Origin of the sequence: Photobacterium sp. 1_MG-2023 (assembly GCF_030547945.1) — a bacterium.
In the GTDB taxonomy this organism is placed as follows: Bacteria; Pseudomonadota; Gammaproteobacteria; order Enterobacterales; family Vibrionaceae; genus Photobacterium.
In genome coordinates this window covers 295,230-320,736 of sequence record NZ_JAUORR010000002.1, presented here as the reverse complement: position 1 = coordinate 320,736, position 25,507 = coordinate 295,230, and the positions used below count along the sequence as shown (strand labels likewise).

At 50.2% G+C, this 25,507-nt stretch carries 26 protein-coding genes and 1 tRNA gene; 18 read left to right on the top strand and 9 right to left on the bottom strand.

Going from position 1 to position 25,507, the window contains the following annotated elements:
• Positions 1-553: 553 nt before the first annotated feature.
• Positions 554-1,696 carry a porin gene (locus tag Q4579_RS03320; RefSeq protein WP_303561589.1) on the top strand — a complete coding sequence of 381 codons (1,143 nt, stop codon included), beginning with the start codon at positions 554-556 and terminating at the stop codon, positions 1,694-1,696.
• 154 nt (positions 1,697-1,850) lie between these two features.
• Here Q4579_RS03320 and Q4579_RS03315 read toward each other — a convergent pair whose 3' ends face one another.
• Positions 1,851-2,480, bottom strand: a complete 630-nt coding sequence (locus Q4579_RS03315; protein ID WP_303561587.1) for a DUF2057 domain-containing protein — start codon at positions 2,478-2,480, stop codon at positions 1,851-1,853.
• A gap of 281 nt (positions 2,481-2,761) precedes the next feature.
• On the opposite strand from Q4579_RS03315, the gene gltX reads away from it, so the two are divergent.
• Positions 2,762-4,186, top strand: coding sequence for a glutamate--tRNA ligase (gltX, locus tag Q4579_RS03310; RefSeq protein ID WP_303561585.1), 1,425 nt, complete (start codon positions 2,762-2,764; stop codon positions 4,184-4,186).
• A gap of 73 nt (positions 4,187-4,259) precedes the next feature.
• On the opposite strand, the gene Q4579_RS03305 is transcribed toward gltX, so the two are convergent.
• From Q4579_RS03305 to Q4579_RS03295, 3 genes are all read right to left on the bottom strand, one after another.
• Positions 4,260-4,433: a hypothetical protein gene (locus tag Q4579_RS03305; protein WP_211645966.1), complete on the bottom strand. Its 174-nt coding sequence runs from the start codon at positions 4,431-4,433 to the stop codon at positions 4,260-4,262.
• 258 nt (positions 4,434-4,691) lie between these two features.
• Positions 4,692-4,768: transfer RNA gene (locus tag Q4579_RS03300), tRNA-Arg, on the bottom strand.
• A 55-nt stretch (positions 4,769-4,823) separates the two neighbouring features.
• The gene (locus tag Q4579_RS03295) at positions 4,824-5,966 is read right to left on the bottom strand and encodes a flagella assembly protein FlgT (RefSeq protein WP_303561582.1); all 1,143 of its coding nucleotides are present in this window, start codon (positions 5,964-5,966) and stop codon (positions 4,824-4,826) included.
• A 256-nt stretch (positions 5,967-6,222) separates the two neighbouring features.
• On the opposite strand from Q4579_RS03295, the gene Q4579_RS03290 reads away from it, so the two are divergent.
• Positions 6,223-6,858: a FlgO family outer membrane protein gene (locus Q4579_RS03290; RefSeq protein WP_211645964.1), complete on the top strand. Its 636-nt coding sequence runs from the start codon at positions 6,223-6,225 to the stop codon at positions 6,856-6,858.
• A gap of 8 nt (positions 6,859-6,866) precedes the next feature.
• Positions 6,867-7,295, top strand: coding sequence for an LPP20 family lipoprotein (locus Q4579_RS03285; RefSeq protein WP_211645963.1), 429 nt, complete (start codon positions 6,867-6,869; stop codon positions 7,293-7,295).
• Between the two features lie 74 nt (positions 7,296-7,369).
• Here the strand turns inward: Q4579_RS03285 and Q4579_RS03280 are convergent, their stop codons facing one another.
• From Q4579_RS03280 to flgA, 4 genes are all read right to left on the bottom strand, one after another.
• Positions 7,370-8,011 carry a trimeric intracellular cation channel family protein gene (locus Q4579_RS03280; RefSeq protein WP_303561579.1) on the bottom strand — a complete coding sequence of 214 codons (642 nt, stop codon included), beginning with the start codon at positions 8,009-8,011 and terminating at the stop codon, positions 7,370-7,372.
• A 281-nt stretch (positions 8,012-8,292) separates the two neighbouring features.
• A complete protein-coding gene (locus Q4579_RS03275; RefSeq protein ID WP_303561578.1) occupies positions 8,293-8,718 on the bottom strand; it encodes a flagella synthesis protein FlgN in 426 nt (141 codons plus the stop codon).
• A gap of 41 nt (positions 8,719-8,759) precedes the next feature.
• Positions 8,760-9,071 carry a flagellar biosynthesis anti-sigma factor FlgM gene (gene flgM, locus Q4579_RS03270; protein WP_303561577.1) on the bottom strand — a complete coding sequence of 104 codons (312 nt, stop codon included), beginning with the start codon at positions 9,069-9,071 and terminating at the stop codon, positions 8,760-8,762.
• 75 nt (positions 9,072-9,146) lie between these two features.
• Positions 9,147-9,854: a flagellar basal body P-ring formation chaperone FlgA gene (gene flgA, locus Q4579_RS03265; RefSeq protein ID WP_303561575.1), complete on the bottom strand. Its 708-nt coding sequence runs from the start codon at positions 9,852-9,854 to the stop codon at positions 9,147-9,149.
• Positions 9,855-9,991: 137 nt separating this feature from the next.
• On the opposite strand from flgA, the gene Q4579_RS03260 reads away from it, so the two are divergent.
• From Q4579_RS03260 to flgJ, 11 genes are all read left to right on the top strand, one after another.
• Positions 9,992-10,909: a chemotaxis protein gene (locus tag Q4579_RS03260; protein ID WP_303561573.1), complete on the top strand. Its 918-nt coding sequence runs from the start codon at positions 9,992-9,994 to the stop codon at positions 10,907-10,909.
• Between the two features lie 19 nt (positions 10,910-10,928).
• Positions 10,929-11,759: a protein-glutamate O-methyltransferase CheR gene (locus Q4579_RS03255; RefSeq protein ID WP_303561571.1), complete on the top strand. Its 831-nt coding sequence runs from the start codon at positions 10,929-10,931 to the stop codon at positions 11,757-11,759.
• 196 nt (positions 11,760-11,955) lie between these two features.
• A complete protein-coding gene (gene flgB, locus Q4579_RS03250) occupies positions 11,956-12,351 on the top strand; it encodes a flagellar basal body rod protein FlgB (RefSeq protein ID WP_303561570.1) in 396 nt (131 codons plus the stop codon).
• Positions 12,352-12,354: 3 nt separating this feature from the next.
• The gene (gene flgC, locus Q4579_RS03245; protein WP_211645955.1) at positions 12,355-12,771 is read left to right on the top strand and encodes a flagellar basal body rod protein FlgC; all 417 of its coding nucleotides are present in this window, start codon (positions 12,355-12,357) and stop codon (positions 12,769-12,771) included.
• A gap of 18 nt (positions 12,772-12,789) precedes the next feature.
• Entirely contained in the window at positions 12,790-13,503 is a 714-nt protein-coding gene (locus Q4579_RS03240) for a flagellar hook assembly protein FlgD (RefSeq protein ID WP_211645954.1), read from the top strand.
• 245 nt (positions 13,504-13,748) lie between these two features.
• Positions 13,749-15,050, top strand: coding sequence for a flagellar hook protein FlgE (gene flgE / locus Q4579_RS03235; protein WP_303561566.1), 1,302 nt, complete (start codon positions 13,749-13,751; stop codon positions 15,048-15,050).
• 232 nt (positions 15,051-15,282) lie between these two features.
• The gene (gene flgF / locus Q4579_RS03230) at positions 15,283-16,032 is read left to right on the top strand and encodes a flagellar basal-body rod protein FlgF (RefSeq protein ID WP_211645952.1); all 750 of its coding nucleotides are present in this window, start codon (positions 15,283-15,285) and stop codon (positions 16,030-16,032) included.
• Positions 16,033-16,049: 17 nt separating this feature from the next.
• Entirely contained in the window at positions 16,050-16,838 is a 789-nt protein-coding gene (gene flgG, locus Q4579_RS03225) for a flagellar basal-body rod protein FlgG (protein ID WP_211645951.1), read from the top strand.
• Between the two features lie 18 nt (positions 16,839-16,856).
• Positions 16,857-17,627 (top strand): flagellar basal body L-ring protein FlgH, encoded by a 771-nt coding sequence (gene flgH, locus Q4579_RS03220; protein WP_303561715.1) that lies wholly within the window; start codon positions 16,857-16,859, stop codon positions 17,625-17,627.
• Between the two features lie 46 nt (positions 17,628-17,673).
• Positions 17,674-18,753, top strand: a complete 1,080-nt coding sequence (locus Q4579_RS03215) for a flagellar basal body P-ring protein FlgI (RefSeq protein WP_303561713.1) — start codon at positions 17,674-17,676, stop codon at positions 18,751-18,753.
• 53 nt (positions 18,754-18,806) lie between these two features.
• Positions 18,807-19,808, top strand: coding sequence for a flagellar assembly peptidoglycan hydrolase FlgJ (gene flgJ, locus Q4579_RS03210; protein WP_303561564.1), 1,002 nt, complete (start codon positions 18,807-18,809; stop codon positions 19,806-19,808).
• Between the two features lie 374 nt (positions 19,809-20,182).
• Here flgJ and Q4579_RS03205 read toward each other — a convergent pair whose 3' ends face one another.
• Positions 20,183-20,578, bottom strand: a complete 396-nt coding sequence (locus tag Q4579_RS03205) for a hypothetical protein (RefSeq protein WP_303561562.1) — start codon at positions 20,576-20,578, stop codon at positions 20,183-20,185.
• A gap of 212 nt (positions 20,579-20,790) precedes the next feature.
• Between Q4579_RS03205 and flgK the strand changes: the two genes are divergently transcribed.
• The 3 genes from flgK to Q4579_RS03190 all read left to right on the top strand — a co-directional run bounded on the left by flgK (position 20,791) and on the right by Q4579_RS03190 (position 25,301).
• Positions 20,791-22,674: a flagellar hook-associated protein FlgK gene (flgK, locus tag Q4579_RS03200; RefSeq protein ID WP_303561560.1), complete on the top strand. Its 1,884-nt coding sequence runs from the start codon at positions 20,791-20,793 to the stop codon at positions 22,672-22,674.
• A gap of 13 nt (positions 22,675-22,687) precedes the next feature.
• Entirely contained in the window at positions 22,688-23,878 is a 1,191-nt protein-coding gene (flgL, locus tag Q4579_RS03195) for a flagellar hook-associated protein FlgL (protein WP_303561558.1), read from the top strand.
• Positions 23,879-24,152: 274 nt separating this feature from the next.
• Positions 24,153-25,301, top strand: a complete 1,149-nt coding sequence (locus tag Q4579_RS03190; RefSeq protein ID WP_303561556.1) for a flagellin — start codon at positions 24,153-24,155, stop codon at positions 25,299-25,301.
• Positions 25,302-25,507: the final 206 nt, after the last annotated feature.

Genomic DNA, 25,507 nt, shown 5'->3' with positions numbered 1-25,507 from the left:
TCATCATGATGAAGAGCCCGCCGAAATAAGGCGGGCTTTTTGATATCACGTGATTAACGTACTTTTTTTGTTTCGGAATGTTTCTTATCAGTTGTTGAGGCTTCATAGCTTTTATGAATATAAGAACCTGCCTATGTATTCCATATTTTATATAAGAATCGATCGCTTACATTCAGATGAAACAAATGTTGCAACATGCAAAAAAGTACAATCAAGATCGCAGTAGTAAGAATGTTGTTTTTATATCCAACTGAAATATAAGCTTTTAATTCAATTAATAAAAGCCATTTAATGGAATCATGACTAGGATCACTGATACCAGATAAATTTGCGCTGAATCATATTTTTTTAACGACAAATTAACTTCTGATTGATGTTTTGCGCCGCGAAAGTAGTCTTACCCTTGAACTGATTAAAGTTCCCAACCAAACAAAATATGGAATAGCAAACTCACATCAGGTTTGACTGACATATTGGGGAGAGTGACCTGTCGTCAACGGCGGCCAACCTTTTTGGCGTCAGGTCTACAGCTAGTTTTTTGAGGAGTTTTTCCATGGAAAATGTGTTCAAGCGTTCGCTTTTAGGTTTAGCCATTGCATCTGCTGCAGTTGCAACAACGGCGCAAGCCGCACCTGCGACAGATACAGTGGATCTGTACGGCCAGGTTGCTGTTTCTGTGTGGCAATTCGGTGAAGATAAATTTAAGAACAGTGAAGGTAAAGAGGGTGATTCGGTCCTGAATGTGGTTAACGAATCCCGTTTTGGTCTGCGTGGTTCTAAAGATCTGGCACGTGGTCCGAACCTGATCTGGCAGCTGGAAGGTGGTGATGTTGGTGACGCGGGCGGTAACTCAGGTTTAGGTGTTCGTGATACCTATATCGGTGCAAGTTTCGACGACGGTAGCCGGGTTCGCTTGGGCCGTATGCTGACACCATTGTATGAAGTGATCGACTGGCCATATTCAGGTCAGCGCGCGGGTGCAATTTTCGACTGGGGCGGTGATGTTGTTGGTGGTGCACGTTACGACCGTCAATCAAACATGGTTCGCTTTGATTCAGGCAACTACAGCGGCTTCACCTTTAATGTGGCAGCAGGTCGTGGGACTGAGTCTGACAAAGATTCAAACTTCTATGGCGTCGGCGCACATTACTCAACGGGTCTGTTCACGCTGCATGCGGCATATGAGGCAGGCTCTGACCGCGACGTCAGTGCAAGCTCGACCTTCTACCGCGCGTATCTGTCACAACAGCCCGGCAACACGCCGAAATTTAAAAAAGTTGAAGGCAGCACCAAGTCAGATACTGACGCATACCTGCTGGGCTTTGAGCTGAATCTGGGTGACTTTGGCGTTTACGGTGCGTATAAGCACGAAGCTGCGGACTATGATGATGGCAAGTTCAGTGTTGATGGTCAAGAGTTTGCCTTCACGGACATGGACATTGAGCAGGGGAGCTATTCAGTCGGTCTGGTTTATAACGGCGTTGAGAACTGGCAGTTTAAAGCCAACTATGCGGCGAACCTGGAAGCTGACGTGAAGGGTGAATCCTTCGCAGGTAGTGAAGATTACATCGTTTCAACCAATATTGCGTACTTCCTGGATGATTCCGCCATTACTTATGTGCGCCCTTATCTGATTTCGAAAGACGACGCAGATGCTGAGTTTGGTTGGGGATGGGGAGTCGAGTACTACTTCTAATCGCTGAACTGCTACTGCCTTATTCAATTTGGCCGGTCCCTTGTGGGCCGGTCCTTTTGTTTTGAGTGGATGTGATGTCAGTCGTGATGAAAGCAAAAAGCACCGAGAGGGTGCTTTTTGTTTTGTTCATTCCGATATTCTCTTGAAAGTGGAATTAATCCATGTTTTGAATCGCCCAGCTTAAAAACGCTTTCCGACTTTCCGGGCTTGCCTGCTCAAACCAGTATTTGAGCATTTCATCCGCTTTGCTATCTGTTGGGACGGATTGCTGAACAGGCGTTGCAGAACGAGGATTCGTTTTCAGCGACGCCACACGATCGGAACGGTTATAGTCTCGAGTCAGTTGCAGATAATCTGGCGACAAAGTAAAGCCGACAGCAAGTTGGTCGGATTTAACATCAATTGGCTGACCATTGTTCAGTAGTTGAAAACGCGGATCTTTGTCATAAGCTTGGCCTTGCGCGAGCGTTTCGATGTTCGGAACCTCCAGCGAGAGCGTTGTCTCTTTGGCATCAAATAACGCGACAATCGGCACAGAATCATATTTAGTTTTCAGGCTGCCACTTTCCATCACAATCTTACCAATTCTGAAGACAACCTGATTCTGTCCATCCGGCAACTCAAGCACGGGCCGGTGATTAAACCCCAGCGCGGAATACCCTGCATCTTGTTCATTCACAACCAGAAGGTGGACACCTTTTGGCAGTGCCAGTTTGACTTGAGCCATGGTCGGGGCCGTCAGAGCCAACAGCGCAGATGACAGGAATATTTTTTTCAACTTCATGATGGCAATCCTTTAGCGCAAGCGGGGATCCGCTGGTTCGTGTGTCAAAATACAGTTTACTGAGTGCACGTGAAGGGTAAAGCGGTAAAACTGACAATCTTGGAGAGTTTGAAGGGGGTCACTTTCAGGGGCTCTGTTTTCACGTCACTTACATTGCCCTCAGGAATCAATGGTTGAGCATTTGAGGATTGCCCCGGCGGTGGTAGAATGCCGGTACTGCAGACAGCGTAAATTCTTCCTGTTTCGCTCATTGTTTGAATCATTAGATTGAAGGTCTTTTCATGACGGTTAAAACTCGTTTTGCTCCTAGTCCAACAGGCTTCCTGCATGTTGGTGGTGCTCGTACTGCGCTTTATTCCTGGTTGTATGCCAAACACACGGGTGGTGAATTTGTATTGCGTATCGAAGATACGGATATTGAGCGTTCCACTCAGGAAGCTATCGACGCCATTATGGAAGGAATGACGTGGTTAGGGTTGAACTGGGATGAAGGCCCGTACTACCAGACCAAACGTTTTGACCGTTATAACCAATTGATTGATCAGCTGCTGGCAGAAGATAAAGCGTACAAGTGCTACTGTCCGAAAGAGTTGCTGGATGAAATCCGTGAAGCACAAATGGCAGCAGGCGTGAAGCCGCGCTACGATGCGAATCATCCGCGAATCATTGAAGCGAACGCGGCTGCAACAGCAGATTCACCATTCGTGATCCGTTTCCGTAACCCGAAAGAAGGCAGTGTGGTTTTTGACGATCACATTCGTGGCCGGATTGAAATCAGTAACAGCGAGCTGGATGATCTGATCATTCGTCGTACAGATGGCAGCCCGACTTACAACTTCTGTGTAGTGGTGGATGACTGGGATATGGAAATTACCCATGTTGTTCGTGGTGAAGACCATATCAACAATACTCCACGCCAGATCAACATCTATCAAGCGCTGGGTGCGCCTGTGCCAGAGTTTGCACACTGTGCCATGATTTTAGGTGATGACGGTGCCAAGCTGTCGAAGCGCCATGGTGCTGTCAGTGTGATGCAATATCGTGACGAAGGTTATCTGCCGGAAGCGCTGTTGAACTATCTGGTTCGTCTCGGCTGGTCCCATGGCGATCAGGAAATTTTCACGCAGGAAGAGATGATCAAGCTGTTCAGCCTGGATGATATCAGTAAGTCGGCATCTGCATTTAACACCGACAAACTGCGTTGGCTGAATAATCACTACATCAAAACGTCAGAGCCAGCTTATGTTGCAAAACATCTGCAGTGGCATCTGGATCACCAGGGAATCGATACGGCGGGTGGCCCGGAAGTGACAGAAGTGATCAAGCTGCTGGCAGAGCGCAGCGATACACTGGTGGAGCTGGCTGCTCAGTCACGTTATTTCTTTGAAGATTTCACGGCCTTTGATGAAAACGCTGCGAAAAAGCATCTGCGTCCGGTTGCCAAAGAAGCGCTGGCGCTGGCCAAGCAGAAAGCAGAAGCACTGGAAGACTGGAACACGGAAGCTCTGCATCAGCTGATTCAGCAAACCTGCGAAGAGCTGGCGCTGGGGATGGGGAAAGTCGGCATGCCACTGCGTGTGGCTGTGACCGGTCAGGGTCAGTCTCCTTCAGTGGATGCTGTCATGATGCTGGTTGGTAAAGCTCGTGTGATTGCCCGTATTCAGATGGCGCTGGATTACATCGCTGCGCGTGAAGCAAGCGCTTAATCACCAGAAATACGTCATGCTTTCATGAAAAGCGGAGGCCTCAGCCTCCGCTATTTTTATACCTTGGATAGTGTTATCGGTTCTGGCGTTCAAAGTTGTCCACGCAAACCCAGAAGTTTTGTGCACCTGCACAGTATTGCATGGCATCGCTCGGGATTTGAGTTGGTGTGCCGGACAAGGTGTAGGCCATTGCATTAAAGCTCAGTGCCATCAGCGCGGCAGTCGCGAACATTGCGAACTTTTTCATAGCTCTCTCCTGTGGTGACGACATAAGGTGATTCCTCAAAGCAACCTTATGGCGGATTACTCTGAGTTTTTGGAATCACTCCGTCTTTATCACTATTAGACTAGAACAAGATCATAATTTTCAATTATTAAAAAGACGCAGAATCTTTTCAAAGACACAGACAGGATCTTCAGGATTAACTTTCAGGAATTTGCCGAAAAAGCAGCGAGTTGTCTAAATAGTGAGACGGCGAGAAAGCGAGAGGGAAATTGCTGGAAATGGCGCTCCCTGCAGGAGTCGAACCTGCGGCCTTCCCCTTAGGAGGGGGACGCTCTATCCTACTGAGCTAAGGGAGCCTTTCTGGAAAATCAGAAAGGCCATTATACCCAAAAGACGATATTTTTTAAGCGATTAGTACCTGCGTGGCGGTTGCTTGGTCAGTAAATCGCCAGGCTGAATGCTTGCCGCAAGTTCACTTTGCTGAACACTCAGTTCTGCTGAGGTTTCATAGACACGGTCAACAACTAAGCTGATTTCGGTCTCGACCATACGGTTGCGAGAGATACCATACTGATCAATAAATCCGGCTGTATGCCAGAGCTTGAGTTCATCGCCCTGACGAACACCATGGGTTCTGCCAACATTCATTTGTACCAGATTGCCATGTGCGTTTATGACTTCCGGCAAACTGGCACGGCACGCCAGTGACGATTCCAGATCCAGCATCATATTCCGGCTGACTCGTTGCAGGGCAGCCCCATAAGCCGAAACCCAGAAGCGCGCACTTTGGGTATCGACCTGACTGATCCGGGAGAAGGGCCACTCTGCCACTTCTCTGTATTTCCGTTGTAACATCATCTCGCCGGTTTTGCCGTCCAGCACCTGGAGTTCGACAGAAAACTGACGGTTGATGGTATCGCTGGAAAAACGGTTCTGATCTAGTGTTGAGGTGAGATCCGTGATTTGTCCGCTCAGGATGTACTGAGCATCGAAGTCTTCCGCCAGCATCATCATCGCGCTGGGATTCTCCGGCTGAACCGGTACGGCACTGGTCCCGGTGATCACGAAGCTTTGTGATTGCTTCCCGATCTGCCGTTTGAGCAGTTGGGTGAAATCTTTCCCCACCTGATAAATGCCTCCCAGTGCAGCCTGCTGCGGTACGGCAATGGAAAAATCGCTGATCAGCATGCCTTTTTTATACTGGACGTTGTGGCAACTTTTTGCCGTCGGGTAGATATCGACTCTGGCAGTGACGTAGTAATTGCCGTCTTTGGTATAGCTTTTACTGATCTGAACATGGCGGACTTCACTGCCGTTGAACTGATAGTCTTTCCGGTCTTCCTGGAAGTAGGGCTTCATACTGGAAAAGCTGGAAAAGTCAGCGCCTGCGTAATGCATGGCGCGGTAGACGGCGTCTTCAATTGCATTGGTCCGGGCAGAAGACTTGCTTTCCAGCATGATGGCCTGGCCAGTGACTTCAAACCAGGCAGCTTGCGAAGGAATTGCAGTCAATATTCCCAGACCCAGAAGGGCATTCCTGAGCGTCTTTTTCATAGTTTTTCCAGTCTCTGGATAATTTCGGTACGAATGTTGCTTTACTTTGTGTGTCGTTCAGGTTGAGTCAGCATTTGTGTTCAAGTCAATCAGCCTAACAGCTTTTTCCATTGCCAACATCCCAAGTCGCTGGATGATGTATGCAAAGAGCGTTCCTAAAACGTCAATTTGGGAGCGTGGCAATGAAAAGTGATAAAGTTTTCGAGATAAGAGGCGATAAAAGGCCATTGTCTCGTTTCTTCCGGAGCAGGGTAGAATGAAAAAATGGACCATCTTGCTGTTGTCGCTGCTGACAGCATCATGTACGTATGCACCCGTTTATAACGGTAAAGAGAGCTATGCAGGCAGCAACTTTTTGCTGACGGAAACCCCTCGCCATACCATCGACTTTTTTATCGAAGGGATGACGAAGCAACTGGTGGAATCCAACCAGTATCTGACTGCAAAAACCCCTTTAGCTGTCACGTCTTTTGTTGATATTCAGCAAATGAACGAAACAAACTGGCTGGGGAATGCTGTGTCAGAAGGCTTTATGTACCACATGCAGCAGCTTGGCTTTACTGTCGTGGACTATAAAGCGACGGGTGCAATTCGTGTGACACCGGAAGGTGATTTTTCGCTCAGCCGGAACTGGAAAGAGCTGGCTTCTGAACAGCCGGTTGATTATGTTCTGACGGGAACAATGCTGCGTCAGGGCGGTGGTGTTTTGATTAATGCACGCGTAATTGGGATGCGTTCTCGCGTCGTGATTGCCAGTGCGCAGGGATTTTTGCCGGAAGATCGGATCGGTCGTGATCTGGATACCCTGAATAAAATGCGGCTTGAGAATGGGGTGTTGATCCGTTCTGAAGCGACAAAATTTGAGAACAATTCGATCATATTAAAACCTTAGGAGTCACTATGCGGTTTTGGTGGATGGCTGTTTTGCTGATTACCCTGTCTGGTTGCCAGCCGTTAACAGAATTTCGCGATATCAATCTGATCACGGCAGTCGGGTATGCTTCAATTACAGAACAGCGTGGTCAGACGATTGAAGAAAAAAGAATTCGTGCGATGCGGGCTTCGAAACTGGATGCTTACCGGGAACTGACGGAGCAGGTCTACGGAATGCGGATCAGCGCCCGAGCTGGTTTGACCGATCAACAGTTGGGTTCAGAAGAAACAGACGGCGCAGTGGACGGCGTGATCCGAGGCGCTGAGGTGATTCGAAGCTATCCGGTCGGAGACAGCTATGTGACAGAAATGCAGCTGGATCTTAATAAGATGGAACGGATGAAACAGCAGGGCGAGGTTTACCATGTCCCGGCGAATCAGGAAATTCTGTTTTAACCGCGTTGAAATGAATAGGATAAAAAAAGCGGCAAGGTCAGGCATGACCTTGCCGCTTTTTTTGAAGGATTCAATCAGTGGCTGATGTTTCCCTTTGACTGCTCAGCAGAATCTTCAATGCGGAACACAGGTAATTGCCACTGAAAGCGGATTGCAGCGATGCGAAGCAGGAATCCGGTCACCAGAGTAATCCCGATGGCCATGTTTTCCGGCACGGCAAAGTAAAGTTGTGCCATGTAAAGTCCGGCTGCAATCAATGCCACGGAAGCATACAGCTCTTTGTGTAGGACAAGCGGGGTTTGGCGACAAATCAAATCTCGCAATAACCCGCCAAAGACGCCGGTGACAACCGCAGCCATCAGACAGATAATCACGGGCTGATCCATATTCATGGCAACCCGGCAGCCCAGAATGCTGAAGACAATTAATCCCAGCGCATCCAGCAACACGAACACTTTATGGAAACGGACAACCAGTGGAGCAATCCAGGTTGTCAGCAGGCCGGCAATGCAGGTAATCAGCAAATACTGCGGATTAGCTATCCAGTTTAGCGGGTAGTGCCCCAGTAAAATATCCCTCACTGTACCGCCGCCAATAGCAGTTGCGCTGGCGACCAGCATCACACCAAACCAGTCCATGTGGCGTTTGCCAGCTGCAAGGGCGCCTGTCATCGCTTCTGCAGTGATTCCGACAATGTATAAAACGGTTAACAGCATGAAAAATCAAACTCTTAGTGAAAGGTGGGGAGAAATGCTGCCATGGTAAATGTGATTCACATCAATATCCAATGAAATTTTTCCATTTTTACATTAGCTGACGTAATCCTGACGGATGGTATGTTGTGAGATTCATGGCATGAATCAAAGTCACGATGGGAAGTTATGAATGAAGGGTGGGGGCGGTTTAGTGCTTTGTTTTTTAAGGATAAAATAAAGGTTCAAAAAGCAGAATGAAGGAGCCAATTTATTGACAGTGATGGATTAAGCCCGAAAAAATTTCAGGCTTTCAGATTCGTTCCCAAAGAGCGCAGGTTCTGGGCAACGCCTTCTTTGTTGTAGGTCTGATGGTGCCCCATGCTTTGCTGGAACAAATTATTCAGTTTATGAAAACTAAGCTGGGCTCGCTGGAGGGCGGCACCATTGAGCTCATTCTGATGCTGGCATTCACTGACCAGTACCTGAATGGTCTGAACCTGCTCTGCCAGTTCCGGACTTTCTTTCAGCCGGCTACTTTGGGTGTGCCGGGCAATTTGCTGATCCTGAAGCTGAATTTTATCAACCAGATCTTTTTTATCGTTGGCTAGCCGGGTAATGTCGCCAGGCTGACGCTTCACAATGGCATCCCGCTCGTGTGTCAATAAGCGAAGCAGCACCTCAAGTGTGGCGTGTTGCTGGGCAAGTAATTGTTCAATGGTTGGCGACATAACTCTGACTCCGGAGACGTTGCAGCGAGCGTCTGATGATATCAGAGCCCGCGGAGCTCGTCCTCAAATCGAAGGATATTGTTTGCCAGGCGATCAGCATCAATCTGATACGAACCATTGTTGATGGCATTTTTGATGGCTTCAACTTTGGTGCGATCAAAGCTGGGCTCTGTCGCGAGTTGCTGGTGGATTTGACCCACGGCACGCGCCTGCGAGCTCAGAGACACCGCATCTTTCGGGGTGTGTCCTGATTCTTCCCGGGCTTCCGTTCTGCCTTGGGTGGTGTTCGTACTGTTGCTGTTGCGCAGGTTGGTCAAAATCTGACCGCCACGCAGGGAATCAATACTTGCCATAATCATGTTGCCTTAAACAGATTTCATCGTTGATGCCCTGCTATCGGCAAGGCTCTGTATAACTTTAGCATTTTTTTAGTAGCTGACCGTGACTTCACCCACGGCGGTAATGCGGGCCTGAATGATACGCCGGGACTTCGTATTCTGAACCCGGATCTCTTCTCCCAGCGAACCGTCAGACAGAGCCGTGCCTTTGGTGACGATGTTCAGGCCGCTTTGTCCGGCTTTAATGATGACTGAGTCATTCCGGCAAACCAGGCAAATATCGTTGCCTTCTACCGCTTCGCCCATATTGATGTTTCGCTTCACCGTTGAACCAATGACCTGTTCTGGGGACTCGAAGACGATACTGCGCTGAAAACGGCTTTCCACCTGGCTGACCTGCAAGTCGTCGGCGGTGAGGACCGTCCCCCGGGCCAAAGGTTTGGCTGCGACAACGCGTGGCAGCAATAACGAGACCTGAACCGGCACATAGACCTGCCAGCCTGATGTCGGGCAACTGACCAGGACAGTGACATTGCCGGTCAGCGACTGATTGCCGGGCACTGAGGTTTGCAGGGGTTCTTGGCATTCGGTGATTCGTAAGCGGTTATCTAATGCAGTGGCGTTTACCTCCAGACTCCCCCGGTCTGGTTGGGCCACCAACTCCCGGATGTGATCTGTTGCTGCCTGTCGCACATTACTGAGTAAGTTATCGCTTGCAGCAATTGCATTCCCGCTTAAGAAACCGCAGAGTATGCCGATAAAGATCAAACGGAGTGTAAAATGTGTTCTTTCGGTCACGGTTTTTGCTCTTTTTAGGTCGTACTCAGGGGCTACAATTGCACCATGATAGGGGATTTTGAGTCGGATTTCTCGTTTATCCTGCTAAATTGTCTATTTTAACAACAATTCTATTCGACAACTTTGGAGTCACGTATATGTCGGGGATTTTGGATTCTGTGAATCAGCGCACTCAGCTTGTGGGGCAAAACCGCCTGGAGCTGCTGACCTTCAAGCTGAACCGCCGTCAGCGCTACGGTATCAACGTCTTCAAAGTGAAAGAAGTGTTGCAGTGCCCGAAGTTGACCGCCATGCCAAATCTCCATCCTTTGGTGAAAGGAATTGCACATATTCGTGGTCAGACCATTTCTGTCATTGACATGAGTCTGGCAACCGGTGGCCGCCCGATTGAAAACACAGAGAATTGTTTTGTGATCATCTCCGAGTTTAATCGCTCTGTGCAGGGTTTTTTGGTGTCCGCAGTTGAGCGAATCATTAATATGAATTGGGAAGAGATTCTGCCACCACCGAAAGGTGCGGGCAGTTCGAATTATCTGACTGCGGTGACAGAGATCGACGGCGAACTGGTTGAAATTCTGGATGTGGAGAAGATTCTGGATGAAATTTCCCCCAGAACCACTGAAGTGTCAGAAACCCTGCGTGAAGAAATGCTGAATGAGAACCCGGTGACCCGCCGTGTTCTGGTTGCTGATGATTCCAGTGTCGCCCGGAAACAGGTCCAGCGTGCAATCGAATCCATTGGGTGTGAATGTCTGCTGGTGAAAGATGGAAAAGAGGCGCTCCTCAAGCTGCGTCAGATGGCCGAAGAAGAGAGTATCTATAAGCAACTGGATTTGGTGATTTCAGATATCGAAATGCCAGAAATGGATGGTTACACCCTGACAGCGGCCATCAGAAATGATGACAAACTAAAAGATTTACATGTTATCCTGCACACCTCATTGAGCGGGGTATTTAATCAGGCCATGGTCGACAGAGTGGGCGCCAATGCGTTTATTCCCAAGTTTAATCCCGATGAACTGGGTGCTGCCGTTAAAGCAGCCATGCCTGAATAAACTGACGTTAGAGTAGTAGATGACAGCCATAACAATTAAAGACCAGGAATATCGAGATTTTTGCCGTTTTTTGGAAGGACAATGCGGTATTGTTCTTGGCGACAGCAAGCAGTATCTGGTGCGGAGCCGCCTGAGTCCGCTGGTCAATCGTTTTGGCCTGGCGTCACTCTCTGAATTATTGCAGAACGTGATTACGGGCCGTAACCGTGAACTGCGTGTCGCGGCCGTCGATGCCATGACGACCAACGAGACCTTGTGGTTTCGCGATAGTTACCCGTTCACTGTCCTGGCAGACAAAATTTTACCTGAGCTGGCCGGTAACAAGCGTCCGATCCGGATTTGGTCATCCGCAAGTTCGTCGGGTCAGGAACCTTATTCTATTGCCATGACAGTGCTGGAAACGCAGCAACGCCGTCCGGGGATGCTGCCACTGGGGACACAGGTTACCGCGACAGATATTTCGCAAACCATGCTGGATATGTGCCGGACGGGGGTTTATGACAATCTCGCGCTGAGCCGCGGACTGTCGCCGGAGCGTCGTCAGGCGTTTTTTGAGCCCATCGGCAATGGCCGGATGCGAATCTCCAGTAAAGTCAAGCAGATGGTGAATTTCCGTCCGCAGAACCTGAAAGACAGCTATGCGCTGCTGGGCAAGTTCGATGTCATTTTCTGCCGGAACGTGTTGATTTATTTTGCGCCAGAGATGAAGGCGAAGGTCCTGAATCAGATGGCAGCCAGCCTGAATCCCGGCGGCTACCTGTTGCTGGGTGCTTCCGAGTCACTGACCGGGCTGACCGACAGATTCGAGATGATCCGCTGTAATCCAGGGATTATCTACAAATTGAAATAAAATCATTCAGGGCCCGTTCGGGCCCTTTTTGTTTTCAGCGCTGAGCTTTGCCGGTTGCGGTTGCGGTTGCGGTTGCTGTTGCTGTAATGATGCGCATTGATGTTGTTCGCCTTCCCAGTTTCTCTTTTGCCCTTCATCACGGACTTATTGGCACGACCTTTGCAAATATATCTGCAAGTATTTCAGGAGGCAGTGTATGGCCATCTCTTTTGATAAAGCACTAGGCGTTCACCAGCACACGGTGGGCGTGCGCGGTAAACGGGCGGAAACCCTTGCCAGCAACATCGCAAACGCGAACACGCCTGGCTATAAAGCAAAAGATCTGGACTTTCAGCGCGCATTGAAAGCGGCAACCTCGGAGGCAAACTTTGGCCTCAGCCGAACCAATGAGCGGCACATTGCTGCCTCTGCGAAAGTGATGGGTGAACAAAAGTACCGTGTGCCGACTCAGCCAGATACTGGCGATGGCAACACGGTCGATGCCCAACTGGAACAAAACCTGTTTATGCAAAACGCGCTGGAATATCAGGCATCGCTTGATTTTCTGGGCTCTAAATTCAAGAACCTGAGCAAGGCATTAAAAGGGGAATAATCCATGAGCTTGTTTAACGTTTTTAATGTCACCGGTTCGGCAATGAGTGCGGAGTCTGTACGTCTGAACACGACGGCCAGTAACATGGCAAACGCCAATACCGTCAGCAGTTCTGCGGCGGAAACTTATAAGGCACGTCATCCGGTGTTTGAAGCGGCACTGCAAAGCGCAAGTTATCAGCGGGATGAAAGTGTGCCGGTTCGCGTGAAAGCGATTGTCGAAAGTCAGAAACCCCTGACGGCGGAATACAATCCAGCGCATCCTTTAGCCAATGCTGAAGGTTATATCTACAAACCAAATGTAAATGTGATGGAAGAGATGGCAAACATGATCTCTGCCTCACGTTCTTACCAGAGCAATGTTCAGGTCGCAGATGCCAGTAAGCAGATGCTGATGCGAACACTGCAAATGGGCCAGTAAGGGTAGGGAGTGACTGACATGACCGGTATTCAAGGCACAGGTCAAAACCCTTTGTCCTATGTTGACCAGCTCAAGAGTATGCAGGAGAAAAAACTGCAGTCTGAGCAAAAAGTAACGGGACAACAGGAACTTAAGCAGGAAGATTTTCTGTCGCTGCTGACCAAACAATTATCCCAGCAGGATCCGTTCAAACCGGTTGGGAATGATCAGATGATCGCGCAGATGGCTTCATTTGCGACGGTCGATGGGATCAGCAAAATGAACGATCAGTTTGGTGGTCTGAACGCAGCGATGACATCAAATCAGGCATTGCAGGCCTCCTCGCTGGTTGGCCGTGATGTGCTGGTGCCGAATCCAACGGCTTCGAAAACAGCTGAAGGCGGTGTGTCTGGCATGGTGAAGTTGCCGCAATCACTGAATAACCTGGTGGTCCGCGTCGAAAATGCGGCGGGACAGCTGGTGCGTACCTTCGATCTGGGCTCGAAACCTGCCGGTGATCACCGCGTGGCATGGGACGGGAACGACGACACCGGCAATGCGTTGCCTGCCGGCAAATATCAACTGAAAGTCAGTGGTTTTGCCGATGGGAAGAGCACCGAATTTGATGTATCGACTTACGCCAACGTGAACAGTGTGCTGCTGGGCAACGGTGATGGCAATGTTATGCTGAATCTGGCTGGATTTGAATCACCCATCAAGCTGGCTGAAGTACTGGAAGTCGGCAAGGCATAATGATACCAATCGCAGTAAATAACTGGTCATCCTAGCTTGTTCAAATGCTCGATAACGGCGTTAGATTTTTTGATTGTAGAACGACGACTGATCTAAAAAATCTGCCTTGTTCTCAACCATTTTTCCTGCGCTATTTCTGATCATTTGCTTACTTTGATTGGTATGAAACACAGCGCCTGCCGGCGAGAGGGTACGGCAGGTGAACCATAAATACGCGCTGTAGACAGAATTCAGGAGAGTCAGTTATGGGCTTCAACGTCGCACTCAGTGGTCTGGGCGCTGCTCAGAAAGATCTGAACACCACAAGTAACAATATTGCCAACGCCAACACTTATGGCTTTAAAGAATCTCGTGCTGAGTTTGGCGATGTGTACTCCAACTCAATTTTCTCGAATCCGAAAACCACCACGGGTGGCGGTGTGCAGACTTCTGTCGTGGCGCAGCAGTTCCACGAAGGGTCCAGTATTTACACCAATAACCCGATGGATCTGCGGATTTCAGGCACGGGTTTCTTTGCCGTTGCAGATCAGCGTCTGGAGCCGAATAACAACAGCCTGACCCGTAATGGTGCGTTCCATCTGAACAAAGATAACTACATCGTGAACTCAGAAGATCAGTTTCTGCTGGGTTATGGCGTCGACCAAGACACGGATCAGGTGGTTTCCTATGAACCCCAGGCATTGAAGGTGCCGGATCAGTTTGGTCAGCCAAAAGCAACCAGTCAGGTTGATATCGGTGTGAACCTGCCAGCCAACGGCGAACCGAAATCAGTGAACGACTTCAATTTTGAAGATCCGGACACTTATAACAAAGCGACTTCCGTCACCATGTATGATTCGCTGGGTCAGCCTTATAAGATGACCAGCTACTATGTGAAAGACAACACACAGACCAACCGCTGGGCAACCTACTATACCGTCACGGATGCAGACGGTGAAAAGCCGATTGACATTGATGGCGGTGCGGCAACCAATGTGACCGGCCATGCCGGTGCCTACGTGGATTTCAACTTCGATGGAACCGTGGCGCAGGTCAATGGCGGCAACCCTATGATTTCTGAGCAGTTCTCTGCGGCCGGGATCAATATGAATGGTGCTGACGGCGCTCAGACACTGAACTTCAACTTCGACGCCCCAACGCAGTATGCGGCGCCGTTTGAAGTTCGTCGCTTCAGCGAAAATGGCGCGACAACCGGCTATCTGGCGAAAGTGGATGTCGATGCAAAAGGCTCCATTGTTGCCACCTACAGTAACGGTGAGAACATTACGCTGGGTCGAGTGGGTATGGTCCGCGTCCCGAATGAACAGGGCCTTCTGAAAAAAGGCGGCACACAATGGGATGTGAGTCAGGATTCAGGTGCAGCCGTTTGGGGTGAGGCAACCTTTGGTGCGTTCGGTTCGGTCAAGAGTGGTACGCTGGAGCAGTCCAACATCGACATGACGCAGGAGCTGGTGGATCTGATCACCGCGCAGCGTAACTTCCAGGCGAACTCACGTGCATTGGAAGTGGATAACAGCCTGCAACAGACCATTCTGCAGATCCGTTAATCACTCGAATCTTCCCGATTGCCGCCTGACATTTCAGGCGGCAATCTTTGTCCATCTTCCCCCCGTTTATCCAGTCATAATTTTGGCACCCTGAGCGTTCGCAAATCGTAAAATGGCAACCAAGCCCCAATAATCGGCTGATCTCAAGGCGATTTCTGCTTCATTTTCCACTTCTGATTAAATTGGTACGTATATTGCTTCTATCCCAACAGTACTGATTGGGAGACTCAAAATGGATCGTGCACTTTATCTGGCCATGAGCGGCGCCAAGCAAGATATGTATGGCTTGCAAGTTCATGCCAATAACCTGGCTAACGTTCGTACCACCGGCTTTCGCGCTGACTTAGAACAGGCGCGCAGCATGCAGGCGTATGGCGAAGGCATGCCGAGCCGAGTGTTTACCATGACAGAGCGGCCGGGGCAGGATTTCTCTCAGGGCGCAGTGATGACCACGGGCCGGGATCTGGATGTTGCCGTGGAAGGTGATGGTTGGCTGGCGGTATTGGATGCCAGCGGTCAGGAAGCCTATACCCGTGCCGGACATTTGAAAATCGACCAGACGGGTCTGCTGCAAAACAGTAATGGCAGCCTGATGGTGGGTGAAACCGGTGGTCCTATCTTTATTCCGTTGCCAATCAGTAAGATAGAAATTGGTAAAGACGGAACGGTTGCGGTTCGACCACAAGGTGCACCTGCGGGTGCGATGGAAGTGGTGGATCGGATCAAGATGGTGAAGCCAGCCAACAATGAACTCTTTAAAGACGTTGACGGATTATTTAAATCAAAAGTGCCGGCACAAATTTTTGATGCCGATGCACAGGTCACGTTGCTCAATGGCGCTCTGGAAGGCAGTAACGTCAATGCCGTGGGTGCAATGACCAGTATGATTGACCTTCAGCGTCATTTTGAAATGCAAGTTAAGTTAATGAAAACCGCAGAGGAAATGGACCAGGCGTCTTCGTCTCTGCTGCGTTTGGGCTAATTCGGAAGGAATAACACATGCATCCAGCTCTATGGGTCAGTAAGACCGGTCTTGACGCTCAGCAAACCAATATCTCGACCATTTCTAACAACCTGGCAAACGCCTCAACCATTGGCTTTAAAAAGAGCCGTGCGGTTTTTGAAGATCTGTTTTATCAGAATATTAACCAGCCGGGCGGTCAGTCCAGTCAGGATACAACCTTGCCATCCGGTTTGATGCTGGGTGCAGGTTCAAAAGTGGTTGCAACCCAGAAAGTCCATACGCAGGGCAATACTCAGACCACGAACAACGCGATGGATCTGATGATTGAAGGCGATGGCTTTTTCCAGATCCTGCTGCCGGACGGCAACATTGGCTATACCCGAAATGGTCAGTTCACGCTGAATCAGGAAGGTCAGGTGGTGACTTCTGGCGGGGGATACCTGCTGCAGCCCGAAATTGTGGTGCCTGAAGACGCGGTAGCGATTACCGTGGGCACTGATGGTGAAGTTTCAGCCCGTATCCGTGATCAGCAGGAAAACGTGATTCTGGGTCAGTTGACCACAGTGGACTTCATCAACCCAGGTGGTCTGGAGCCGATTGGTCAGAACCTGTTTCTGCCAACGGGCGCCAGTGGTGACCCGCAGGAAGGTGTTCCGGGGCTGGAAGGTTTTGGACAGATGCGTCAGTCGATGCTGGAAACGTCCAACGTGAACGTCACGGAAGAGCTGGTGAACATGATTGAAGCCCAGCGGGTTTATGAGATGAACTCCAAAGTGATTTCAACCGTCGACCAGATGCTGAGCTACGTGAATCAGCAACTTTAATCAAGGAATAGAGCGATGATGCGGAACTGGCTACTCACTGCGGTCATTCTGGGTTTAACGGGCTGTGTTCAGCTTCCTGAACAGCGTGATGAGTTAACTCAGGCGACAACCAATGTTGATGCGGTCGAAGGCAAGCAGGAATCCTCGGGCGGCGATCTGATTGATCTGGTCCGTCGCCGGGATGACCCGCAGGCGGGAGATCCGGCCTGGACCGGTGTCCGTCCGCAAGACAAGCCCGCGCATTACGCCACAGCAACCGGCTCTCTGTTCAGTCAGGCCCTGGCACAAGATATGTACGATGACACCCGCCCCCGCGGTATTGGTGACATCGTGACAGTTTTGCTGGCAGAGAAAAACAAAGCCAACAAAAGCGCCAGTACGGATGTCGATAAATCGACAGACCTGAGCATGGATCCGCTGACGTTAGGCGGTCAGCCGCTGAAGATTGGCGATCGTGATATTTCTTATGCAGTCAGTAACGAGAATACCTTTACCGGCAGCACCTCAGCCGATCAAAGCAACAGTATTCAGGGTTATATCTCTGTAGAAGTTGTCGATGTACTGGCAAACGGCAACCTGCTGGTTCGCGGTGAAAAATGGCTGACCCTGAACACGGGAGACGAATATATCCGTGTCAGCGGTACCATTCGCCCGGACGATATTACGCAGGAAAACACCATAGAATCGACCCGGATTGCCAATGCGCGGATTCAGTATTCCGGCACCGGCGATCGACAGGATGTTCAGGAACAAGGCTGGCTGGCGCGTTTCTTTAACGTCAGCCTGTAACAGATAAAACTCACCCGACGACGAGACGATGACAGTGACCAGAACAATGCTATGGGCAGGACTCGCCCTGTTAATGGCCTTGCCGCTACAGGCAGCCCGGATTAAGGATGTCTCAGAAGTCGCCGGGGTGCGGAGTAACCAGCTCACGGGCTATGGTCTGGTTGTCGGTTTACCGGGTACCGGCGAAACAACGCCATTTACCGATCAAAGTTTCAATGCCATGTTGCAGAACTTCGGTATTCAGTTACCGCCCGGCACCAAACCCAAAACCAAGAATGTCGCGGCTGTTGCCGTGAACGCGACATTGCCGCCGTTTACCAAACAGGGCCAGCGCATTGATATTACGGTGTCGTCAATCGGCTCGGCAAAAAGTCTCCGGGGCGGCACGCTGCTGCAAACCTTCATGCGGGGTCTAGACGGGAAAATTTATGCCGTCGCGCAGGGTAGCCTGGTCGTTGGCGGTTTCAGTGCCGAAGGGCTTGACGGTTCCAAGCTGGTCGGAAATAACCCGACGGTTGGCCGGATCACCAATGGTGCCATGGTCGAGCAGGAAGTGCCGAACCCATTCAGTCGTGGCGATCACCTGACGTTCAACCTCTTCGAATCCGATTTCACAACGGCACAGCGCCTGGCCGATGCGATTAACCAGTTTCTGGGGCCGGATATGGAGGCACCCGTTGATGCGACCTCGGTACGCGTTCGTGCGCCGCGAGATGTCAGCCAGCGTGTGGCATTTCTTGCCACCATCGAAAATATTGAATTTGACCCGGCGGAAGGGGCGGCAAAAATTATTGTGAACTCGCGGACGGGCACCATCGTCGTCGGTCAGCATGTGAAGCTGAAACCTGCGGCAATCACCCATGGCGGGATGACAGTGTCGATTCAGGAAAATCCAATCGTGAGTCAGCCGAATCCTTTCTCCGGCGGAGAAACTGTCGTGGTGCAAAACTCACAAATTGAAGTCACTGAAGAAGATTCCCGGATGTTCAAATTTGAACCGGGGATCACACTGGATGAACTGGTGCGTGCAGTCAATCAGGTGGGTGCGGCCCCTTCAGACTTAATGGCGATTTTGCAGGCACTGAAGCAGGCAGGCGCGATTGAAGGTCAATTGATCATTATTTAATGGTATGCCTGACTTGATGTGAACAGGCGACGGAATACAGGCTGAGAACAGAGATGAAACCGACGGATCCAGGATTTATCAACGACCTTTCGAACCTTGACCGGCTGCGTGCCGGGATTAAAGGGAAAGGTGATAAAGAAAACCTGAGAGCTGCCGCAGAGCAGTTTGAAGCCATCTTTACGCAGATGCTGTTTAAATCGATGCGCCAGGCTAACGAAGTTTTCGATTCAGACCTGATGAGCAGTTCGAATACCAAGTTCTTTGAAGAGATGCGGGATCAGCAGATGTCGAGTGAGCTGAGTACCCGAGGTTCGCTGGGGCTGGCGGATCTGATTGTGGAACAACTCAGCGCCATGGATAAGCCGGCTGCCACGCCAGAAGCGCAGGCGGAGGCCGATGCGCAGACGGCGGCAAACTTTGAAGCGCTGCAGCAATCGCGTCAGACGTCGGCGGATGATGTACTGGCACAAATTTTTGCGCAGCCGAACACGGATGCCAATCTAGCGGATAAGACTGCCAGCGAAGCTGTACCGGCAACCGCTGCAACAGAATTTGTCAGACCGCCACTGCGTCAGCCACAGGAAAAACCTTTTGCTTCCCCGCAGGATTTCGTCACACGTATGCGTCCTTTTGCTGAAAAAGCCGCAGGCGTGCTGGGCACGGATCCTGCTGTGTTGATTGCGCAGGCTGCGCTGGAAACCGGGTGGGGTAAAAAAGTGGTCCGCAATGCCGCGGGTGACAGTAATAACCTGTTTAATATCAAAGCGGATCAGCGCTGGGCCGGGAATAAAGTGGCCACTCAGACACTGGAATATCACGACGGGATTCCGGTTCAAGAGCGAGCGGCATTCCGTTCTTATAATAGCTACGAAGATAGTTTTAATGACTATGTCCGTTTTCTGAATGACAACCCGCGTTATTCTGAAGCACTGGCTGCGCCACAGGATCCGCGCCGCTTTATCCGTAATCTGCATCAGGCCGGTTATGCCACCGACCCGAAATACGCCGATAAGATCATCAATGTGATGGACACGGTTCGGAAGCTGATGAAGTAAAAAAATATGTCTAGAGAATAATCTCTAGACATAAAGTCAATTGATTAGCAAATTTTACCTTCAACCGCTGAGCCTAGCGGAATTCCTTTGTATGTTGTGTAAACGCTTGCAGCAGCGTTTCCCGTAGTTATCAAAGTTGAACTATTCCCACTGAATTTTCTATCTTGCCACTTTTGGTTTGGTCCAATAAACCTTACCCAGGACATCACAAGGGTTTTCCCGTAGATTTTGGAGCTGACACGGTAGGTTGTGATACCAATATGGCTCGCGACTGATATCGGTTTGCTCCAGAAGTTAGGTGTGGCATATGCAGAAAATCGACGGCAACTTGAAGTAACAATGCCGTTTTCAGTTAGTGAAACTTCCTTTCTTTCTTATGCTTTCTCAGGGTTTTTGGGTTTAGCGAGTTTTTCAACCGGTAACTCTTGATAACTGTCTGTTGTGATTCTTTGTAATTCACATTCAGGCCCTGGTAGATTTGTAATGCTGAAGTCTGGTGGGTTATTAGGGTCGGTAAATAATAATGTTTGAGAACAATCTCTCACTGCCTGATTACCATAATCATCCAAAGTTTCGAAAGTTCCAACATGAATGTACCTATGACCATCTGGGTCTGTCATTACTTTGGTATCAGGATCTTGATATAGCAGTGAAGTGTCTACATAAATGGGGTTCCCTTCCGTATCAAACGCATTTGTCTCGGTACCGGCATAGGCCAGACTGGTTACGAGTGACGCTGACAATACAATCATTTTATTATAATTGAACATTGTTATACTCCACTGTGAATTCAATTGCATATTAGTTCAGTACGCCTTTTCGTAAATAATTCTTCTTCATATTTTGCGATGTGCGGCAACCTTTTTCCTTTAGCCGACTTATATTTAATTTAATCAATTAAAAAACAATGAGTTATATGTTGGAACGATTTTTGCTAATTAATCTCCAGTGAAGGAACTCCCTGAGGTTTACTGGAGGCGCAATGGCGTTCGATTTGCTCAGTTTGGGCTCTCAAGGTGTGTTAACAGCGCAACGGCAGCTGAATACCACCAGCCATAACATCAATAACGTCAATACGGAAGGTTACAGCCGGCAGTCTGTAGTGCAGGAGACGAATGATCCGTTCTGGTCTGCCGGCAATAACTACGGGACGGGCGTTCATGCGGCAGAAGTTCGCCGCGGTTATGATCAGTTTGCTACCAACGAGCTGAACCTCACCACGACCAACCACAGCTATGCGACGGAGCGGGACGGCCAGCTGGAACGGCTTGATAAACTGCTGGCAAACAGTGCCAGTCAGGTGCCGCAGGATATGAACCAGTGGTATGACGCCGTGAAAGCGATGGCTGACAGCCCGAGTGATCTCGGTACCCGGAAGGTGGTCCTGGAAAAGGCGAAGATGGTTTCGGCTGGCTTAAATGACACCCACCGGGTGCTGGATGAGCAGAAAGCGGTGACCAACGACGTGCTGAGAAAGACGCTGGATCGGGTCAATGACATCGGCCGGGAGCTGGTGGAAATCCATGAAGCGTTGCTGAAAACCCCGGCAGGGGGTGCGGATAACGATCTGATGGACAAACATCAGACCCTGATCAATGAATTGTCGACGTATACCAAGGTGACTGTCACCCGAAAGAACACGGAAACCTTTAATGTCCTGATCGGCAGCGGCCACACTCTGGTGTCCGGCACCCATTCCAGTGAGCTGAAAATGATTGACGGCGATCCGGATCCGCAGCAGAGCCGACTGGCCGTGGTTGCAGGCAAATCGCTGAAAGCCATCAGTTCGGATGATATCGGCGGCAAACTGGCGTCTTTGTTCGAATTTCGCGACAAAACATTGCCACAGGTGATGGACGAACTGGGCAAAATGGCGATTGGTTTTACTGATTCTGTGAACCAGTTGCAATCTCAGGGGTTGGATTTGAACGGTCAGGTGGGCGAAGCCATGTTCACTGATGTGAATTCACCGGAAGTTGCGGCATCCCGAGCGCTGATCCCGCGCGGTTCCAGTGCCGAGGTGAAAGTCTATATCGAAGACCTGAGCCAGTTGAAAGGCGGCGAGTATGAGCTGGGATTCAACGGCAGTCGGCACACGCTGAAAATGCCGGATGGATCGACGCAAACCGTGATCCCGAGTGGGATTCCGCCCAGCTTCGCAGTGGATGGTGTGCGGATCGAAATTGCCGCCCCGGTTGGCAATGGTGATAAGATCCTGCTGCGTCCGACGCGTCATGCCGCACGCGATGTGGAAGCGGTGATGGCGGATCCGGCAAAAATTGCCGCGCAGAGCTATCTCAGTTCAGCGACCCAGACACAAGGGAAGGCTGAATTTGCCATCACTTCGGCAGGGCCGCTGCGTGAATTTCAGGTGGCTGTTTCTCCGGACAGTTCTCAGTTTGCGGTGCTCGATATGCAGGGCAATGTGTTGCAGGCACCTCAGCCTTATCCGCCCACCGGGCAGGTTGTGGTTGGCGGGACCGGATTCACACTGAGTAACGGCGCATCCGGCGGCGATGTTTTTGCCGTGAGTTTGAATGCCGCAACGGGTGATAACGGCAACCTGATCAGAATGCAGGATCTTCAGGATACCAAACTGATGGATAAAGGCCGTTCCAGCGTGATTGATGTCTATGAGGCGCTCAACACCGAAATGGGTGTACAGCGGGCTTCAGCAGCCCGTCTGAAAGAGGTCGGTCGTCAGGAAAAAGAAGCGGCGGAAAGCCGTGTTGCTGAGATTTCCGGCGTCAATATGGATGAGGAAGCAGCGAACATGATGAAGTTCCAGCAGGCTTATATGGCATCGTCCCGCATTATGACGGTGGCCAATGAAACCTTTAACACATTGCTCAATGCTGCGCGATAAGGAGTAAACCCAGATGATTAGCCGAATTGCCAGCTTTCATAATTATCAGTCTGTGGCGAACGATATGGCGCGCCAACAGACGAAAGTGGCACACAATCAGGAACAACTGGCTTCCGGAAAACAATTGCTGACTGCCGGAGATGATCCGGTGGCTTCAATTTATGTGCAGAACTTTTCCCAGCAAAATACGGAAATTGATCAGTCTATCCGGTCGATTACGCTGGCGCGAAACCGTCTGACCAGCGAAGAAGTGGCCATCTCAGACGCAGAGACCCTGCTGGATGATGCCAAACGTAAATCCATGGCCATGGTGAACGGTTCGTTGTCGGATGACGATCGGATTGCACACATGCAGGATCTGCGTGGTCTGTTTGATTCATTTATGCATCTGGTGAATACCCAGGATGAGTCCGGTAACTTTGTGTTTGCCGGGAACCAGTACGACAAACAACCTTTCTTCCGGGATGGCAACAGCAACGTCAGTTATGTCGGCGACAGCTATCAGCGGATGTCTAAAGTCTCTCCGAACGTGGAAGTGCCGGTGAATGATCCGGGCGATAAACTCTTTATGGAGATCCAAAACCCATACGGAGATTACCAGCCGGATTACGATCTGCAGTCCGGATCTTTGTTGCTGCTGTCCCATGCCCGGAACAGTAACCACAGTGATAACGCCAGCTACACCATTGATTTCACTCAAACCGGAACCGGTGCTGTCTACGATCTGTATCAGGATGGTTTGCTGGTGGATAGCAAGCCGTTTGATCCGAAACGCGGAATTGAGTGGGGCACGTTGTCGGTACAGCTTGAAGGTGAAGTGAAAGACGGCGATCAGATCACCCTGAAACCGCAGGAAACCTTCAACCTGTTCGATTCGTTCAAGCGTGGCATTGAAGTGTCCGCTCTTGCCCCGTCTGATGCGTCTGCCACAGCCGAATTGCATCAGGTCGCAGAAGAGTTTTCTCAGGCGTTCAAACATATCAACCGGGCCCGTTCTGAAATTGGTACGCGTTTGCAGACACTGGATCGTCAGGAAGACATGCATCAGGACTTTAAAGTCGTGATCAATAAAGCGCGTGGCACGCTGGAAGATCTGGATTACGGCAAAGCCGTGATCGAGCTTAATGAAAACATGCTGGCGCTTCAGGCATCTCAGCAGGCATTTGCCAAAGCCAAGGATCTGAGCCTGTTTAATTACATCTGATCCGGGTGAGAGCGGCATTGCCGGGCGGCAACGCTTGTTTGCCACTTGGCTGAACAGTAAAGGCATGGCATTGCCGCTCCGGGGAATAACCGTCAGGAAAACGATCTAACATATTGAAAAACATGATTTAAGTTTTCTGGCACAGTTATTGCTAAGTTACCATTGTGAATTCTATGAACAACATTTTTACTAACGCTGGTCCCGCTTCACTCTCTGATGGGTTGACGTTGCGGGTAGCTGTTTCGCTAACAGCGAAAAGTCAAAGGAGAGCAAAATGGGTGTAACAGTAAACACCAACGTGTCTGCCATGACTGCGCAGCGCTACCTCAACAAAGCATCTGAGGGCCTGGGTCAATCCATGGAGCGTCTGTCTACGGGGAGTCGCATCAACAGTGCAAAAGATGATGCGGCAGGTTTGCAGATTTCTAACCGCCTGATTGCACAGACCCGGGGTCTGAACGTTGCCATGCGAAATGCCAACGATGGGATTTCCATTGCCCAGACGGCTGAAGGTGCGATGCAGGAATCGACCAGCATTCTGCAGCGGATGCGTGATCTGGCCCTGCAATCTGCGAATGGCGCGAACTCAGACAGCGACCGTGTCGCGATTCAGGAAGAAATCACGGCCCTGCAGGACGAACTGAACCGGATTGCGGAAACCACGTCTTTCGGTGGTCGTAAATTGTTGAACGGCACCTTTGGTGAGGCTGCATTCCAGGTGGGTGCGGATGCCGGTGAAGCGATTGTTGTCGGTCTGGACAGTGTGCGTGCGGACGAGCCTCAGATGGGCGGCAGCCTGCTGGTGTCGACCAACACCATTAAAGCGGATGCTGTTCTGGCAGCGAACACGACCATTGAGTTGAGTGTGACTGCGAAAGACGGCACCGTCCTGCCGGTTTCAATCGATCTGATCGGTGGCGATGATGTAGAAGAAATCGCAACCCGTATCAATGGTCAGAATGGTTTGATCAATGCATCTGTCACTGAGAAAGGTGAACTGCAGCTTGTATCCAGCGATGGTACTGTGGGTGTGACCAACGGTGCGATCAGTATGCTGAACACCGACGGGACAACGACCGCGGGCGATATTGCCGGTACAGCGGTTGATGTGACTGTGTCTCAGATTGATGTGTCGAATGCCGGTGGTGCTCAGCGCGCTGTACCGCTGATTGACTCAGCGCTCCAGTACATTGACAGCATGCGTGCTGATCTGGGTGCCAAGCAGAACCGACTGACGCACACCATCAATAACCTGGCCAATACTTCAGAGAATGTTTCTGCATCGAACAGCCGTATCCGCGATACGGACTTCGCGAAAGAAACGACTGAAATGACCAAGAATCAGATCCTGCAACAGGCAAGTACCTCGATTCTGGCACAAGCCAAACAAATCCCGCAGTCTGCACTGAACCTGCTTCAGTAATCCCAACGGGTCAGCAGACACGGACGGCAAGGTGGCAACACCTTGCCGTCTTTTTTTGCGATAAACCGAATACCAATCGCAGTCAATCACTGGTCATCCTAGCTTGTTCAAATGTTCGATGACTGCGTTAGATTTTTTGATTGTAGAATCACTACAGATCTAAAAAATCTGCCTTGTTCTCAAACATTTTTCCTGCGCTATTTCTG